The sequence below is a fragment of the Pseudomonas sp. LAMO17WK12:I10 genome, assembly GCF_900215185.1.
Classification (GTDB): Bacteria; Pseudomonadota; Gammaproteobacteria; order Pseudomonadales; family Pseudomonadaceae; genus Aquipseudomonas; species Aquipseudomonas chlororaphis.
The window spans coordinates 26,706-42,741 of the sequence record NZ_OBDX01000036.1; the positions used below are offsets into that span (position 1 = coordinate 26,706).

11 protein-coding genes are annotated in these 16,036 nt (G+C 64.6%); 7 read left to right on the forward strand and 4 right to left on the reverse strand.

Annotated features, from left to right (window positions below):
- Window positions 1-24: 24 nt before the first annotated feature.
- The gene (locus tag CRO75_RS28375; RefSeq protein WP_097139679.1) at window positions 25-885 is read right to left on the reverse strand and encodes a type 1 glutamine amidotransferase domain-containing protein; all 861 of its coding nucleotides are present in this window, start codon (window positions 883-885) and stop codon (window positions 25-27) included.
- 121 nt (window positions 886-1,006) lie between these two features.
- Here CRO75_RS28375 and CRO75_RS28380 point away from each other — a divergent pair, with 121 nt between their 5' ends.
- From CRO75_RS28380 to CRO75_RS28400, 5 genes are all read left to right on the forward strand, one after another.
- Window positions 1,007-1,912 carry a LysR family transcriptional regulator gene (locus tag CRO75_RS28380; protein ID WP_097139681.1) on the forward strand — a complete coding sequence of 302 codons (906 nt, stop codon included), beginning with the start codon at window positions 1,007-1,009 and terminating at the stop codon, window positions 1,910-1,912.
- 149 nt (window positions 1,913-2,061) lie between these two features.
- On the forward strand, window positions 2,062-4,188 hold the full coding sequence (locus CRO75_RS28385) for a TonB-dependent siderophore receptor (protein WP_097139683.1): 2,127 nt from the start codon (window positions 2,062-2,064) through the stop codon (window positions 4,186-4,188).
- 303 nt (window positions 4,189-4,491) lie between these two features.
- Window positions 4,492-5,988 (forward strand): methyl-accepting chemotaxis protein, encoded by a 1,497-nt coding sequence (locus tag CRO75_RS33565; RefSeq protein WP_097139685.1) that lies wholly within the window; start codon window positions 4,492-4,494, stop codon window positions 5,986-5,988.
- Window positions 5,989-6,206: 218 nt separating this feature from the next.
- Window positions 6,207-7,487: an S-type pyocin domain-containing protein gene (locus CRO75_RS28395; protein WP_097139687.1), complete on the forward strand. Its 1,281-nt coding sequence runs from the start codon at window positions 6,207-6,209 to the stop codon at window positions 7,485-7,487.
- A gap of 12 nt (window positions 7,488-7,499) precedes the next feature.
- The gene (locus CRO75_RS28400) at window positions 7,500-7,781 is read left to right on the forward strand and encodes a bacteriocin immunity protein (RefSeq protein WP_097139689.1); all 282 of its coding nucleotides are present in this window, start codon (window positions 7,500-7,502) and stop codon (window positions 7,779-7,781) included.
- A 76-nt stretch (window positions 7,782-7,857) separates the two neighbouring features.
- On the opposite strand, the gene CRO75_RS28405 is transcribed toward CRO75_RS28400, so the two are convergent.
- From CRO75_RS28405 to CRO75_RS28415, 3 genes are read right to left on the reverse strand one after another with little or no spacing between them, the layout of a single operon-like run.
- Window positions 7,858-9,153: a cytochrome c gene (locus CRO75_RS28405; RefSeq protein ID WP_097139691.1), complete on the reverse strand. Its 1,296-nt coding sequence runs from the start codon at window positions 9,151-9,153 to the stop codon at window positions 7,858-7,860.
- Window positions 9,150-11,444, reverse strand: coding sequence for a molybdopterin cofactor-binding domain-containing protein (locus tag CRO75_RS28410; RefSeq protein WP_097139693.1), 2,295 nt, complete (start codon window positions 11,442-11,444; stop codon window positions 9,150-9,152). Before CRO75_RS28410 ends, CRO75_RS28405 begins: the two co-directional genes overlap by 4 nt.
- Window positions 11,441-11,914 (reverse strand): (2Fe-2S)-binding protein, encoded by a 474-nt coding sequence (locus tag CRO75_RS28415; protein WP_097139695.1) that lies wholly within the window; start codon window positions 11,912-11,914, stop codon window positions 11,441-11,443. Before CRO75_RS28415 ends, CRO75_RS28410 begins: the two co-directional genes overlap by 4 nt.
- Before the next feature lie 355 nt (window positions 11,915-12,269).
- Here CRO75_RS28415 and CRO75_RS28420 point away from each other — a divergent pair, with 355 nt between their 5' ends.
- Together CRO75_RS28420 and CRO75_RS28425 are read left to right on the forward strand one after the other, a co-directional pair.
- Window positions 12,270-13,682, forward strand: a complete 1,413-nt coding sequence (locus tag CRO75_RS28420; protein WP_097139697.1) for a TolC family outer membrane protein — start codon at window positions 12,270-12,272, stop codon at window positions 13,680-13,682.
- A 132-nt stretch (window positions 13,683-13,814) separates the two neighbouring features.
- Window positions 13,815-15,953 carry a type I secretion system permease/ATPase gene (locus CRO75_RS28425; RefSeq protein ID WP_097139699.1) on the forward strand — a complete coding sequence of 713 codons (2,139 nt, stop codon included), beginning with the start codon at window positions 13,815-13,817 and terminating at the stop codon, window positions 15,951-15,953.
- Window positions 15,954-16,036 lie beyond the last annotated feature (83 nt).

The following is a 16,036-nucleotide window of genomic DNA, read 5'->3' on the forward strand; positions in this document are numbered from 1 at the left end:
GGATCCACCGGCCTTTACGCGCCTTTACGCGCCTTTGCCGGCGCGTGCCTGCAAGCGTTCCAGCAACACCTTGGCCACGCCCTGGGCCGAGCCCGGGTTCTGCCCGGTCACCAGCTCGCGGTCGATCACCACGTTCTCGCTCCATGGCGAGCGGTTGCTGCGGTACAGGCCGCCGGCCTGTTCCAGGGCGGTTTGCGGGTAGAAGCGCATGGCGCCGCCGCCCAGCAGGCCCTTGGCCAATTCCTCTTCCTGGTTGCTGATCACCGTGAACTGGTAGCCGGCGTAGATCCAGCCCGGGGCGCTGGCCTTGCCGCCGCTGGCCAGCTGCCGGGTGAAGTCCTGCGCCTGGGGCAGGGTCGACAGCAGGGCGATCGGGCCGTGGCAGACCAGGGCGGTGGTCTTGTTGTTCTGATGGAAATTGCTCAGCAGCCGGCCCAGCTCGGGGCTGTGCAGCAGGTCCTGCATCGGCGCGTGGCCGCCGGGCACGTACAGCGCATCGAAATGCTCGTAGCCGATCTGCTCGACCCGGGCCAGGCTGATTACCGGCGATTCGCCGGGGGAGGTGATTTTCAACTGGTCGAGCAGCGCCTGGTGCGCCTGCAGTGCGGCGACATCGTTGTTGAAATACATCTTGTCGGTGGAGGAGCGGTCCAGGGTTGGCGCCTTGCCCTGCGGGGTGGCGAAGGTCACCGAGTGGCCGGCGTCGAGCAGTTGTTTGACCGGCTGCATCAGTTCGTTGAGGTAGAAGCCGGTGGCAAACACCTTGCCGTCCTTGAGGTCGAGGTGGTCGGCGTCCGAGAGCACCACCAGGACGTTTCCGGCCTGGGCGTTGAAGGTGGCGGCGGTGATGCTCATGGCAAGAGCGAGGGTGCTGAGTGGGCGCATGGCGGTTTCCAAAGTATGAGGTCAGGGAGTCGGCGGTGGCCGACGGGTGATTCACTGTATTCATGCCTCCGCGAGCGATAAACTCGCGCCACTGGAAATCACTTGTTCCCTGGAGATAAAGGTGAGCCGTCGATTCGATTATCTGGCTGACGTCGAGGTGTTCGTCAGCGTGGTGGAAAAGGGCTCGTTGAGCGCCGGCGCGGTGGCCTTGGGCACCACGCCTTCAGTGGTCAGCCGGGCGATTTCCCGGCTGGAGGCGCGCCTGGGCGTGCAGTTGCTACGGCGTACCACCAGGCGCCTGAGCCTGACCGAAGCCGGCCTGTTGTACCTGGAACAGTCGCGGGCGGCGTTCGAGCTGATCGACGGCGCGGAGCGCAGCATCCAGGGCCAGGACGGCGAGCTGAACGGGCGGGTGCGCCTGAGCGTGCCGACCACCTATGGCCATTACCGGTTGCCGGCGCTGCTCGGCGGCTTTGCCCGGCACTACCCGCAGGTGCGCATCGAGCTGAGCATCAGCAACCGCAATGTCGACCTGGTGGCCGAAGGTTACGACCTGGCGATCCGCCTCGGGCCTCTGCCCGACAGCGGCCTGGTCGGGCGCAAGCTGGAGGACGCGCCGCTGTGCCTGGTGGCCTCTCCCGACTACCTGCGCCGCGCCGGCACGCCACGGCGCCTGGAGGACCTGGCGGCCCATGCCTGCCTGCCGTTCATCATGCCCAGCAGCGGCCGGGTCGGTGCCTGGCTGCTGCGCGAGCAGGGGCGGGACCTGGAGTGGACGCCCCAGGCGAATATCCAGGTGGCCGACGATGTGCTGGGCATCGTGTCCCTGGCCGAACACGGCATGGGCATTTGCCAGACCTACGAGTTCATCGTCCGCGAGCGGATCGCCAGCGGCCGCCTGGTGGAAGTGCTGCCGCAGGCGGGCGGCCGTTCGCGGCCTTTCTCGGTGATCTACCCGCCGCACCGCCAGCTGTCGGCGGCGGCGCGGGCCCTGATCGATCACCTGACCCAGGCCGTGGCGCAGTAACAGATCGACCGGCCATCAGTCCCGCCATTGCTCGGGAGAAGGATTAAAAAAGCGCCAACTGCCGTGAGGAAGGGGATTTACTGAGAATCGGGCGCTGATTACAATGATAATCATTGCTATTCATGTCCTCCCTTCCTTGAGTGCACACCTTGAAGTCATCCTGTCCGCGTGCCCGCCGTAACACCCTGATCAAACGCCTGTTGCCGACACTGTCCTGCTGTCTGGTCGCCAGCCCGCTGTGGGCGCAGGAGGCGGTCGAACTGCCGGCCACCGATATCCAGGCCGATCGCCTCAGCCAGGACACCGGCTACACCACCTCGCAAGCCAGCACGGCGAGCAAAAGCAATGTGCCGATCAAGGACGAGGCACAGTCGATCAACGTGGTGACCCAGCAGACCCTGGCCGACTATCAGGTGCACTCGCTGAGCGACGCGATGAAGTTCGTCAGCGGCGTCAGCCAGGGCAACACCCTGGGCGGTTCCCGGGACTCGCTGGTCAAGCGCGGTTTCGGCACCAACGACGACGGCTCGATCCTGCGCGATGGCGTGCGTTCCAACCTGGGGCAGAACTTCAGCGCCACCACCGAGCGGGTCGAAGTGCTCAAGGGCCCGGCGTCGATGCTCTACGGTGCCCTGGAACCCGGCGGCCTGGTGAACATCATCAGCAAGCAGCCGCAGTATTCCCAGAGCACCACCCTCAGCGGCTCGGCCTACAGCGAGGGCGGCGGCAGCATGGCCCTGGACACCACCGGGCCGCTGGGCGATACCGGCCTGGCCTACCGCCTGATCGCCGAGCGTGGCCATGAGGACTACTGGCGCAATTACGGAGTCAACGAGCACACCCTGGTGGCGCCGTCGCTGACCTGGACCGGCGAGCGCGCCAGCCTGACCCTGAACTACGAATACAACGACTACTCCAGCCCCTTCGACCGCGGCACCGTGTTCACCAACGGGCACCCGGCGGACATCGACTACGACAAGCGCCTGGACGAACGCTGGGCGAAAAGCGTGGGCATTCGCGAAGTGGCCAGCGCGCGCTTCGAGTACCAGCTGAGCGACGCCTGGAAAACCCGCGTCACCTACGGCTGGAACAACGACCGCTACAGCCTGTCGATCGCCCAGCCCAGCAGCCTGACCGGCAACACCCTGCGCCGGGCCGCCAACGGCGCCCACTACGACGACGAAACCCGCTACGCCAGCTGGGATTTCATCGGCCAGCAGGAGCTGTTCGGCCAGCGCCATGACCTGCTGGTGGGCGTCGACAGCGAGCACTCCGACCAGTACCGCGGCAAGACCTACCGCAACACCGCCCAGGGTGGTTTCAATATCACCGCGCCGGTCTACGGCAACCTGGCCGAGCCGAGCCTGGTCAGCGCCACCCAGAGCAACCTGCGCAACCAGCTGACCTCGAGCTCGCTGTACTTCAAGGACAACTGGCACCTGGACGACCGGTGGATCCTGGTATTCGGCGGTCGCCAGCAGCATTACGACCAGTACAGCGACCAAGGCCTGGGCAAGAGCTACAAGGTCAACCGCGACAGTAACGGCGACACCTTCGTGCCGTTCCTCGGCCTGGTGTTCAAGGCCACCGACAGCCTGTCGCTGTACGGCAACTACAGCCGTTCGTTCAAGCCCAACACCGATGTTGACGACGCTGGTAAGACCTTCGATCCGGAAGAGGGCCGCAGCTACGAGGTGGGGGCCAAGTACGATCCGCTGCCGGGCCTGAACATCAACCTGGCGCTGTACGACATCGAGAAGAAGAACGTGGTGACCACCACCACGGTCAATGGCGTGAGCCTTTCGGAAGCCGCCGGCAAGGTCGGCTCCCAGGGCGTGGAGCTGGACGTCACCGGGCGCATCGCCGAGCGTTGGGACCTGATCGGCACCTACGCCTATAACCACACCGAGATCCTCGACGACCCGAGCAATGAAGGTCACCGCCTGGCCAACGCCCCCAAGCACACCGCCAGCCTGTACCTGAGCCATCACCTCAACGTGCCCGCAGAATTTGGCGCCTGGCACGCGGGCGGCGGCGCCCGTTATGTCGGCGAGCGCGCGGCCAACAACGCCAACGATTTCTGGCTCAGCAGCTACACCGTGGCCGATGCCTTCGTGCGCTGGGAGTCGCCGCTGTTCGGCTACAAGACCAGTTTGCAGTTCAACGTCGACAACCTGTTCGACAAGCAGTACTACCCGTCGTCCACCGGCAGCCAGCTGCAGGTCAACGTCGGCGAGCCACGCACCGCGCGCCTGAGCGCCAGCGTGACCTTCTGACCACCACCGGACCGCTGCGCGTCGCCCTGCGGGGTGGCGCGTCGGCGGGATCCGTCTCACCGCTGTCGCTCTTCCTCCGTCCATTTCATTCTTCATGGCATTCCCGCCAATCTCCCGACTTTGCCCTCCCGCGGCCCGACTCCCCGCGGCCCGGCGTCAAGAAAGCCTTGGCCCGGTCGATAGTTGAAAGGCGAATTGGGCTATTTGCCACTATCGTTGCTGACTGAACCGCTCGCCGAAGGCGGTCATCCTGTTTTGCCCTCTGCCGTTTTTCTTCCCGCCCCGTACATGGAGTAAGAGTGCATGGCTTTCCCCCCACGTTTTCTCGAGCATTACCGCAAAGCCGACCGCATCATGATGGGCCTGATCTGGCTGATGTTCGCCTATGCGCTGGGCCTGGCGTTCTGGCACGACACCTTCACCCAGGCGCTGCTGGTGGGCGGTGGCACCACCCTGGTCCTGAGCCTGCTGTACCGCGCCATCAGCGGCACGCGCCTGATACGCTGCTGCATCGCCATCGGCTTCATGTTCATGGCGGCGCTGCACATCAACCAGGCCAAGGGTTTGATCGAAGCGCACTTCGGCATTTTTGTGCTGTTGGCGGTGCTGACCTTCTATCGCGACTGGCTGCCGATTCTGCTGGCGGCGGTGACCATCGCCCTGCATCACGTGCTGTTCCATGTGCTGCAGCACCAGGGCTTTCCTGTCTACGTCATGGCCCATCACGGCGGTTTCGGCATGGTGGCGGTGCACGCCTTCTATGTGGTGGTGGAGACGGTGATCCTGCTGTACCTGGCGGTGCACAGCCATGCCGACGCGGTGGAGAGCCAGGACATGCTGGACAAGATGCTCGCCGCCACGTCCCAGCTGACCGTCGAGGTTCATCAGGGCGAAAGCGCCAAGGCGCATGTGTCGCTGGCCCAGCGTTTCGACCACTTCATGCAGCAGATCACCGCCCTGGTGGATGGCGTGGTGCGCGACACCCATGGCCTGCGCGAACTGGGCCAGGACCTGGCGAAAACCAGCCAGACCCTGGAGCAGGGCGCCCAGCACCAGTTGACGGAAATCACCCAGATGACCGGCTCCATGCAGCGTATGGGCGATGCCATGGGCGACATCGCCGTGCATGTCGAGCAGGCGGTCGAGCGCGCCGGCCAGGCCAGCGCGCAAATCAGCCGCGGCCAGCAAAGCGTCGATCGCGCCCAGGCGGAAATCACCCAGTTGGCGTCACGCATCAACGGCACCAACGAAACCGTGCAACGCCTGGCGGGGCAGGCGCAGCAGATCGGCAACGTGCTGGAGGTGATCGGCAGCATCGCCGCCCAGACCAACCTGCTGGCCCTCAACGCCGCCATCGAGGCCGCCCGCGCAGGCGAGCAGGGCCGTGGTTTTGCCGTGGTCGCCGATGAGGTGCGCAACCTGGCCCAGCGCACCGCGCTGTCCACCCAGGAAATCAAGACCATCATCGAAGCCCTGCAACAGGGCAGCCGCGAGGCCGCCGAAGCCATGCACGACAGCCACGAAGGCGCCCAGCGCTGCGTCGAAGACAGCCGCCAGGCCTCCGCGATGTTCCAGGCCGTCGGCGCCGATATTTCGCATATCGACCAACTCAACGGCCGCATCGTCAGCACCACCCGCGAACAATCCAGCGCCAGCCTCGACATCGTCGGCCGCCTGCACTCGGTCCAGGCCATCGCCCAGAACACCGCCGACGACATGGGCAACCTGGCCCTGAGCAGCCAGCGCCTGCCACCGATCGCGATCCGGTTGGAGGCGTTGGGGCAGACGTTTCACAAGTAACGGGGGAGGGACGCCTGCTTGCCGACAGGCAGCGGGCGCCATCACTGCTGCTGGTTCGCAGGCCCTGACTGGAATCCGGACTACAGGTCATTCAGACCGGTCAACGTCAATCTCAGAGTTCTCCAAGTTTCCAGGAGCCACCCGATTCGCCAAGTTAGGAGGCCTCGCACCAGGCATAGCCGGTGTGAGGTTTTCTTGGGGAATGGGGAGCAACATGGATGAGTGGCTACGTCGCCAATAGCCCGAAGGGCCATCGCAACAAGGGGATCGAACCGGTCGATCTGGGGGCCCAGCGCTGGGCGGAGTACAAGGATCTGCCGGCGAAAGCAGAAACCCAACCGCCGACTGCAGGATGCTCCTTTACCAAACCCTGCAAGCTGGCTGACGGGGTTATCAACTACGCCAGCTCCTTCATCCCCACTGAGGCCGTCAAGGAGTACGGCGAGTTTGCGTTGTTGGGTGGGCGTGAAACCGATGCGGCGGGAAACCTCAGTCTGAGGAAGATCAGCGGGAACATCCCGGCGGCATCAGGCAGCTTCATGCTCGGTGCAAATGCACTGGCGTCTGCTGGAGTATCGTGTGGCGGTCTTTGCCGCTCTGCTGTTGGAGGCGGTGCTGTTACTTCTGGCGTGGTCGCGGGAAGCCTGCTCGGTGTTATCGCCATGCTCGCACCGTCGAGCCTGGGCGACAGCGCCCTGTATACGGAGGAACAGCTCAAATCGCTCAATGCAGGTCGGACCCGGGTTCGACTGCATATCGAAGAGCAAGCCGACGGCACGCTCAAGGGCTATGGCTACAACACCGAGAAACGCCGCGATTGGGAAATGATCCCCGTGGTTCGGTTTCAGATCCGGGACCAGCAGCAGGTGGCCGACCTCGGCGATGGCGTCACCCTGATCTGGACACCGGCGGTCGATCCTTCCAGCACCTCGGGTATCCCACCGTTAGAGGCTGCACCGCAAGCGCCCCCTATCTGGATTTATCCCCCCACCGAGCAGGCGGATACTATCATCGTCAGTCCGCTCTATCCGCCGGAGTACCAGGACTTCATTCTGGTGTTCCCGCCAGGTTCAGGGGTACAGCCGCTCTATATTGTGATGAATGTCCGGAAGACTTCCGGAACCGCTTCCGGTGAGGGTGAGGACATACAGGGTGTTTGGTTGATCGGTGCGAATTCGGGGGTAGGGGTGCCGATTCCGACTCGGATTGCAGAGCACCTGAAAGGCCAGGAGTTCAAGAGTTTCGATTCCTTCAGAAAAGCTTTCTGGACAGCTGTTGGAAAAGACCCTGAACTATTGGGTCAATTCAGTAAGGCAAACAGACGGGCGTTAAAGAGAGGGGCATCGCCATTTGTCATGCCGGACGAGGCTGTTGGCGGAAGAAAGGTGTTTGAAATACATCATCTTGAACGGCTCACTGACGGTGGCAGCCTTTATGATTCGGACAACCTTCGAGTCAACACCCCCAGAAATCACATCAAACTTCACTCAAGAAAATAGGCGGTTACTGCCATGTTTTTGGACAAGCAGCGAATTGAGGACTTTACCGAAAGTGAGTTCCTGCAGTTGATCAATGAGTTCTTCAGTGAAACCAACGACCTTGAAGGGGCTCAGCTCGAAAAGTATTTGAGTACGCTGGCCAGTCATTTTGAGACGGTCACAGGGCATCCGGCGGGTTATGGACTCATTTACTACCCGGATCAAAACGGCATCGAGGACAGTCCTGAGGCAGTGTTGAACGAGGTAAAAGCATGGCGTGCGGCGCATGGTTTGCCGGGCTTCAAGACGGGATGACTTACCTGGTTGAGCACCAAACAGAAACGATAAAAAAGCCCCGCTCATGCGGGGCTTTTTCATGGCCGGGAGCGGGTCAGCCCGGAGGCAGGCTGGCGCGTATGTGGCTGACGCGTTGTTTCACGTCTTTCCAGGGCGCCTGGCCCGCCAGGTCCTGGCGCAGGAAGCGCAGCAGGTCGGCGATCTGCTGGTCGTCGAGGCTGTGGCGGAAGGCGGGCATGTAGCCCAGTTCCGGGTTGGCCGGTTGGGCGATGCCTTCGAGGATCACGCGGATCGCGTTGTCGGGGCTGTCGGCGTAGAGGTTGCTGTTGAGGGCCAGGGAAGGGCGCACGCCGGTCAGGGTCGGGCCTTTTTCCTGGGCGTGGCAGGCCATGCAGGCCCCCGAGAACAGCCGGGCACCGGGGGAGCCTAGGGGCTCGGTGCGTTGCTCGGCCTGGTGGTTCAGGGTGGCGGCGCTGGCTTGCGGGGTGCTGGCCGGCTGGAGGCTGGACAGGTAATGGGCGATGGCCCGCAGGTCGGTTTCCGGCAGTTGCGCCAGGCCTTCGTGGATCACCGGCGCCATCGGGCCGGCGGCGACGCCATGGCGCGGGCTGTAGCCGTGGCGCAGGAAGTCCAGCAGGTCCTGTTCGGTCCAGGCCAGCGGGGCATTGCCGCCGACCAGGGCATGGGCGCTCCAGTCTTCGGCAACGCCGCCGCTCAGGTGGCGCTGGCCGCCGCGTTCGCCAAACAGCGGGTCGCGGGGCGAGTGGCAGGCGCTGCAATGCCCCAGGCCCTCGCTCAGGTAGGCGCCACGGTTCCACTGGGCGCTGCGCCCGGGATCGTCGGCCATGGCGCCGGGCCTGAGGTAGAGCCAGTTCCAGGCGAGGATGCCCGGGCGGATATTGAAGGGGAAACGCAGGTCGGTCTGCGGTGGCTGGTGGCGGACCGGCGGCTGGCTCATCAGGTAGGCGTAGAGCGCCTTGAGGTCTTCGTCGCGGGTCTTGGTGAAGGCGGTGTAGGGGAACGCCGGGTACAGGTAACGCCCGCTGCGGTCGATGCCGTGGCGCATGGCGCGCTCGAAGGCCGGATAGGACCAGCTGCCGATCCCCGTCTCGGGATCGGGGGTGATATTGGTGCTGTACAGGGTGCCGAACGGGATGCGCATGGCCAGGCCGCCCGCGTTGCGTGCCCCGCCCGGCGCGGTATGGCAGACCGCGCAATCGCCCACGGCCGCCAGTTGCTCGCCCCTGGCGACTTGCTCATGGCTGAAGTACTGGGTGTCGTGATTGTCCAGCGGCGCGATGGCCGGCTGCCAGCTGAGAAAGGCGCCCGCGGTGGCGGCCAGGCTCAGGGTGATCAGGCTCCAGCCGGCGATGCTCTTGAGTTTGCTCATGGGCGGGCCTCCTGGCCAGGGCGGTCAGTGCCGGGGGCTCGCTGCAAGGCTTGCAACACCCGCTCCGGGGTAAAGGGCACTTGCCGCAGGCGCACGCCGACCGCGTCGAAAATCGCGTTGGCGATGGCCGCCGCGCTGGGTACCGAGGCCGATTCGCCGGCGCCCATGGACGGTTCTTCCGGGCGGTCCAGCAGTTGCACATCCACCTCGGGCAATTCGTCGAAGCGCAGGATCGGATAGCCGCCCCATTCCAGGGAGGTGCTGCCGGAGCGGTCGAAGCTGACGTATTCCTTGAGCACTCGGCTGCACGACTGGACGATATTGCCGTGCACCTGGTGACGCACGCCGGCCGGGTTGACCATGCGCCCGCAGTCGTGGCTGACGAAGATCTTGTCCAGGCGAATCTGCCCGGTGCGCCGGTTGACGCTCAGGTCGCAGACCCACGCGGCCCAGGCGGCGCCGAAGCCGGGGAACTTGCTGTGGAAATAACGGGCATAGGCAAAACCCCGGCCCTTGACCCATTCCTGCGAGGCCGGCGCGGGGTGGCGGTGGGCGCTGCCGTCCTGCCAGCCGGCCTGTTTTTTCAGCGCCGCGATCAGCGCCAAGGCGCGCGGGTCGTCCAGGTAGCGCAGGCGGAAGGCGATCGGGTCCTCCTGGGCAATGTAGGCCAGCTCGTCGATCCAGGATTCATGAGCGAAGACATTGGGCAGCGCGGAGACCCCGCGCATCCACGAGGCGCGGACGATCGGCGCGGCGTCCTGGCAGACGATGCGCATCTGTGGGAAGCGGTATTGCGGGATCGCCGTGCGGTCGCCCATCTGCTGGATGTCGGGACGGTTGGCGACGGTGCCGGTGAGCAACAGCGCCAGGGTGCGGGCGTTGTTCGAGGGGTAGCAGGTTTTCAATTCGTAGGCGGCCACTTCGCGTTTGCCGTCGAGGCCACCGCGGACCTGCATCAGTTGCGCGGTGCCCTTGGGTTCCCAGCCGGCTTCCTGTTCGCGCATCAGTTGCACCCGCACCGGGCGCCCGACCGCCTGGGAGAGCAGGGCGGCATCGGCGGCCACGTCGTCGGCGCAGTTGCGTCCGTAGCAACCCGAGGCCTCCATGCGGTTGATCTGTACCTGTTGCGGCGCGCGTCCCAGCAACAGGGCGATGTCCTTGCGCAGGTCATGGGGGTTCTGGCTGCCGGTCCAGACCTCGGCGCGCTCGGCGTCAACCATCGCCACCGCGCAGGACGGGCCGATGGAGGCATGCAGGTGATAGGGCCAGACATAGTCGACATTGAGCGGGCTATTGAGCTTGCCCAGGCTGCTGTCGATGCCGGGATCGTCACGCAGCACGCGGTCCTGCTTGGGGTGGGCCAGGAGCGTTTCACGCAGGATGTCCGGCCGCAGGTCGGGCAGCGCGTCCCAGGGTTTCCACTGGACCTTGAGCTGGCGCATGGCGTCGATGGCCTGCTCCTCGCGCTCGGTGACGATGCCGACAAAGTCACCGATCACCACCAGTTTGACGATGCCCGGCAAGTGCGCGATGGACGCCGCGTCCACCGCGATCAGCGCGTGGCCCAATGGCGCGCTGGCGTCGGCGCCGGGGTAGGGCGGGCGTACCACGCGGCCGTGGAGCATGCCGTCCAGGCGCAGGTCGTGGACATAGGTCAGCTGGCCGGTGACCTTGGCCGGGATGTCCACACGCGGGGTGGACTGGCCGACATAACGACCGGCGCCGACCGCCTTGAGTTCGACGCGTGGGTCCAGGGGCAGGTGCAGGTCCTGCCCGCGGGCCAGTTCGGCGTAGCTCAGGTGTCGTGTAGGGCGAGCGCTGACGTAGATCTGTCCGCGCTCGACCCGCAACCCGGCAATCGGCTGGTCGAGGATTTCCGCCGCGCCTTCCAGCAGCCACTGGCGCAACTGGGCGGCGGCCTGGCGCAGGGGCAGGGCGCTGACCTGGAGGGTCGCGCTGGCGATGGTCGGGCCCTGGTCCGGGGTTCTGGCGGTGTCGCCGAGAATCATCCGCACCTGTTCGAAATCGACATCCAGTTCGTCGGCGACGATCTGTGCCAGCGCGGTGCGTACCCCGGTGCCGAGATCGACATGACCGCAGAACGCGGTGACGTGGCCGTCGGCGTCCAGGGCGATAAAACTGTCGACGTGGTCCGGCGTCGGGTCCGCTGGCAATGCGCCCGCGTTAAGAATCTCGGCTGTGGCCAGCAAGGGTTTGGGCAGCAGGGTGCTGATCATGATCAGGCCGCCGGCCTGGAGCAGGCGGCGACGGGTCAACGGCAGGTCGTTCATGGGCGCCCCCGCTCTGCCAGCAGCTGGCGGGCTCGTGCCGCGGCCTGCAGGATCTCGAAGTGCGCGCCGCAGCGGCAGAGGTTGTAGGCCAGCTCGTTCTTGATTCGTTGCTCGTCGGCCTCGGGTTCGCGCTCGAACAGCGCCACCAGGGTCATGATCATGCCGTTGCTGCAGTAGCCGCATTGCGCGGCCTGCTCATCGATGAACGCCTGTTGCACCGGGTGCGGGCGATCTTCCTGCGCCAGGCCTTCCAGGGTGGTGACGTGTTTGCCTTGCACGCTGGACAGCGGCAGGGTGCAGGAGCGGGCGGCGATGCCGTCCACCAGCACCGTGCAGGCGCCGCATTGGCCCAGGCCGCAGCCGTACTTGGGGCCATTGAGGCCGAAGTCGTTGCGCAGGGCATACAGCAATGGGGTGTTCGGCGGCAACTGATCCAATAAAAGGTGGCGGCCGTTGAGGGTAAAAGTCATGGCAGCTGGGGTCCTGTGGGTGAGTGGCGTGGCGCGCGACATGCGCGACAGCGGTCAGGGCAGGTTTGAGCCGGCAACGGGCTTTGTCAGAGACTGGACAAGCAGGTGGCGCTCAGGTGCTGTGCAGATTGGCGGGGGCGAAGCATGCGGGGTTTATGGTGGGTCGATAAATAAGACGATTCTGGTTTTTTGTAGGCCTAAGCCAGGGAGTAATTCGGTTTTATCTGAGCAGATTCCTGAGAAAATGATGGCTAGTAGCCATAATTGTTGCTTGTGACAGCCCAGGTCACGGCGTAGGATGCGCGCCCTGATCAGCCTGGCTGAACCGTTTTACCCGAATGCGACATGGATTGTTATGACTCACTCCCCCCGTTTTTTCTCGCCGTTGCTCATCCTGGCAATGGCGACGATGCCGGCTTTCGCCGATCCCGGTGCCCAGCGCGCCGAGCTGCTGCAGGTTTACCGCCAGGCCGTCGAGCATGACGCCCAGCTGTCCGCGGCCCGCCACGAGTACCAGGCCCAGCGTGAAAGCATCCCCCAGGCCCGGGCCGGTTTGCTCCCCACACTCAATGCCGGCAGCACCGTGGAGTCGGTGCGTCTGGAGCGCGATGAGCCTGGCCTGACCCGCACGCGCAGCACCAGGGTATTCCAGGCCAATCTCAACCAGCCGCTGTTTCGTGCCGATCGCTGGTTTCAACTGGAAGCCGCCCATGCCAGCACCGCCCAGGCCGAGCTTGAATTGGGCGCGAAGGAGCAGGGGCTGGTGCTGATCACGGCCCAGGCCTATTTCGAAACCTTGCGCGCCCTGGACCTGCTCGCCGCCTCCAAGGCCGAGGAAGCGGCGCTCAAGCGCCAGCAGCAACAGGCCCAGGCCCGCCTGGAAAATGGTGCCTCGAGCATCACCGATGTGCTCGACGCCCAGGCCGCCCATGACAACGCCGGGGCCAATCGCAAACTCGCCGAGCGCAAGGTCGACGATGCCTTCGAGGCCTTGTCCCGCCTGACCCGCCAGGACTATTCGACGATCGAGGGCATTCAGCATCAGCTGCCGGTGGAGCTGCCGGTGCCCAACGATGCCAACGAATGGGTCAGCCGCGCGGTGCGCCAGAACCTGGCGTTGCAGGCCAGCAGTTACGCGGTGATTGCCGCCGAACAAACCAACCGCCAACGCAAGGCCGGTTATGCGCCGACCGTCGATGCGGTGGCGTCCTGGCGCAAAGGTGAAAACGACAGCTTCGGCTACAGCAACCCCACCGATTTCGGGCGCGATGGCTATCGGGGCAATGTCACGCAAAGCAGCATCGGCCTGGAGCTGAATATTCCGTTGTACTCCGGCGGCATGACCCGCTCGCAGGTGCGCGAGGCGACCGAGCGGCTGGCCCAGAGTGAAGACGAGCGCGAGGACCGTCGCCGTGAAGTGGTGCAGAACACGCGCAATTTCTATCGCGCGGTGAATTCCGATATCGAGCAGGTCATTGCCCGGCGGCAGACGATTCGTTCCGGCCAGGCCTCGGTCAAGGCCAACCAGGTAGGGCGGGACCTGGGCTCGCGCAACACCGCGGATGTGCTCAATGCCCAGCGTCAGCTGTACAACGCGGTGCGTGAGTACAACAACGCGCGCTACGACTACATCATCGACACCCTCAAGCTCAAGCAGGCGGCGGGCACCCTGAGCCCGAAGGACCTGAGCGATCTGGCGATGTACCTGACGAAAGACTACGACGCTGATCGGGATTTCCTGCCACCGCAGGAGCGCAAGGCGCTCTGACGGGCGACTCATACAGCTGAATGAAATAAATCTCAATCAATGATGTCGTATTGATACTAATTGTTTCATGTTTGATATAACATCTTGAAATATTAGGACTTTACGGCCGCAACGCGGCATGCATGGAAGCTTATGAGCGAACAAGGAAGGGGCGCCGAGTCGCCCACGCCAGACACCGGCCTGGTCTGTCTGGTGATGCTGGCCCGGTTTCATTCGGTGGCGGCGTCCGCCGAGCAACTGGCCCATGAATTCGCTCCAGAGAACCAGCCGTTCACCCAGCGCGAACTGCTGCTCGCCGCCCGCAAGCTGGGGCTCAGGGCCAAGTCGGTCAGCACCTCCATCGCGCGCCTGGAGCGCACGCCATTGCCGGCGATCGCGGCCGATGGCGACGGCAGGTTTTTCATCATTGCCAAGCTGGACCAGGGCCAGGCGCTGATCCAGGACCCGCGTGCGGATCGGCCTGAGGTCATCTCTTTCGAGGCCCTGGCCGCGCGCTGGACCGGCGAGCTAGTGCTGCTGCGTTCCGAAGCCGGGTTGCCGGGGGAAACCTCGCGGTTCGATTTCACCTGGTTCATTCCCGCCATCGTCAAATACCGCAAGCTGCTGGGCGAGGTGCTGCTGGTGTCCTTTGCCCTGCAGCTGTTTGCCCTGGTGACGCCGTTGTTTTTCCAGGTGGTGATGGACAAGGTGCTGGTGCACCACGGGCTGACCACCCTGGATGTCATCGCCGCCGGGTTGCTCGGCATCATGCTGTTCGAGTCGGCCTTGAGCGGCTTGCGCAGCTACGTGTTCGCCCATACCGCCAGCCGTATCGATGTGGAGCTGGGCTCGCGCTTGTTCCGCCATCTGATCAACCTGCCGCTGGCGTATTTCCAGGCGCGCCGGGTCGGCGATTCGGTGGCCAGGGTGCGTGAGCTGGAGAACATCCGCAGCTTCCTGACCGGCAACGCCATTACCTTGTTGCTGGATGTGCTGTTCTCGCTGGTGTTCATCCTGGTGATGTTCTACTACAGCGGCTGGCTGACCCTGGTGGTGCTGTTGTCGCTGCCGCTGTACGTGCTGGTCTCGCTGTTTGTCACGCCGTTGCTGCGCGCCCGCTTGCAGGACAGTTTCACTCGCGGCGCGGAGAACCAGGCGTTCCTGGTGGAGACGGTGAACGGCATCGACACGGTAAAATCCATGGCCGTCGAGCCCCAGGCGATTCGCAAGTGGGACAACCAGATGGCGGCTTATGTCGCGGCCGGGTTCAAGACCCAGACTTTGTCCACCATCGCCAACGAGAGCGTGTCGCTGATCGGCAAGCTGGTTACTGTGGCGACCCTCTGGCTGGGCGCGCGGCTGGTGATCGACGGGCAGCTTTCGGTGGGCGAACTGATCGCCTTCAACATGCTGGCCGGCCGGGTCAGCGGCCCGATCATGCGCTTGGCGCAGTTGTGGACCAGCTTCCAGCAGACCGGTGTTTCGGTGCAGCGCCTGGGCGATATCCTCAATACCCGCACCGAGCTTTCCCAGGCGACCCGCAGCGCCTTGCCGCCCCTCAGGGGGCAGATCGAATTCGACCAGGTGCATTTCCGTTATCGCGCCGACGGCTCGGAGATCCTGCGCGGGATCAACCTGCAGATCGCCGCCGGCGAGGTGATTGGCGTGGTGGGGCGTTCCGGCTCGGGCAAAAGCACGCTGACGCGCCTGCTCCAGCGCCTGTACGTGCCCGAGCGTGGACGGGTGCTGGTGGATGGCATGGACCTGGCGCTGGCGGACGTGTCCTCGCTGCGCCGGCAGATCGGCGTGGTGTTGCAGGACAACATGCTGTTCAACCGCAGCATCCGCGAAAACATCGCCCTGAGCGATCCGGGCGCGCCGCTGGAAACGGTGATGCATGCCGCCAGCATGGCCGGGGCCCACGAGTTCATCCTGGAGTTGCCCGAAGGTTACGACACCATGGTCGGGGAGCATGGCACCTCGCTGTCCGGCGGCCAGCGGCAACGCATCGCCATCGCCCGGGCCTTGATCGGCAACCCGCGGATCCTGATTTTCGACGAGGCCACCAGCGCGCTGGACTACGAGTCCGAACGGATCATCCAGCAGAACATGCAAAGCATCTGCGCCGGGCGCACGGTGATCATCATCGCTCACCGGTTGTCGGCGGTCCGCGACGCCAATCGCATCCTGGTGGTCGACCGCGGGCAGATCGTCGAGCAGGGCAACCATGCCGAACTGCTGGCGCACCAGGCCGGCCACTATTCGCGCCTGCACCGCATGCAGCAGGGCTGAACAGCGCCCGATTCACAGGTTATTTGTTCGGCCGCCGCCCTCGCCGCAGGGGCGGGGCTGGATGCCATCCGGATTCAAGGACC

What these genes read in the sequence shown, in the direction of transcription:
- CRO75_RS33565 (WP_097139685.1), top strand. Translation starts at nt 4,492, where the DNA reads ATGGCTTTCCCCCCACGTTTTCTCGAGCATTACCGCAAAGCCGACCGC.
- CRO75_RS28410 (WP_097139693.1), bottom strand. Translation starts at nt 11,444, where the DNA reads ATGAACGACCTGCCGTTGACCCGTCGCCGCCTGCTCCAGGCCGGCGGC.
- CRO75_RS28375 (WP_097139679.1), bottom strand. Translation starts at nt 885, where the DNA reads ATGCGCCCACTCAGCACCCTCGCTCTTGCCATGAGCATCACCGCCGCC.
- CRO75_RS28420 (WP_097139697.1), top strand. Translation starts at nt 12,270, where the DNA reads ATGACTCACTCCCCCCGTTTTTTCTCGCCGTTGCTCATCCTGGCAATG.
- CRO75_RS28400 (WP_097139689.1), top strand. Translation starts at nt 7,500, where the DNA reads ATGTTTTTGGACAAGCAGCGAATTGAGGACTTTACCGAAAGTGAGTTC.
- CRO75_RS28405 (WP_097139691.1), bottom strand. Translation starts at nt 9,153, where the DNA reads ATGAGCAAACTCAAGAGCATCGCCGGCTGGAGCCTGATCACCCTGAGC.
- CRO75_RS28395 (WP_097139687.1), top strand. Translation starts at nt 6,207, where the DNA reads ATGAGTGGCTACGTCGCCAATAGCCCGAAGGGCCATCGCAACAAGGGG.
- CRO75_RS28425 (WP_097139699.1), top strand. Translation starts at nt 13,815, where the DNA reads ATGAGCGAACAAGGAAGGGGCGCCGAGTCGCCCACGCCAGACACCGGC.
- CRO75_RS28415 (WP_097139695.1), bottom strand. Translation starts at nt 11,914, where the DNA reads ATGACTTTTACCCTCAACGGCCGCCACCTTTTATTGGATCAGTTGCCG.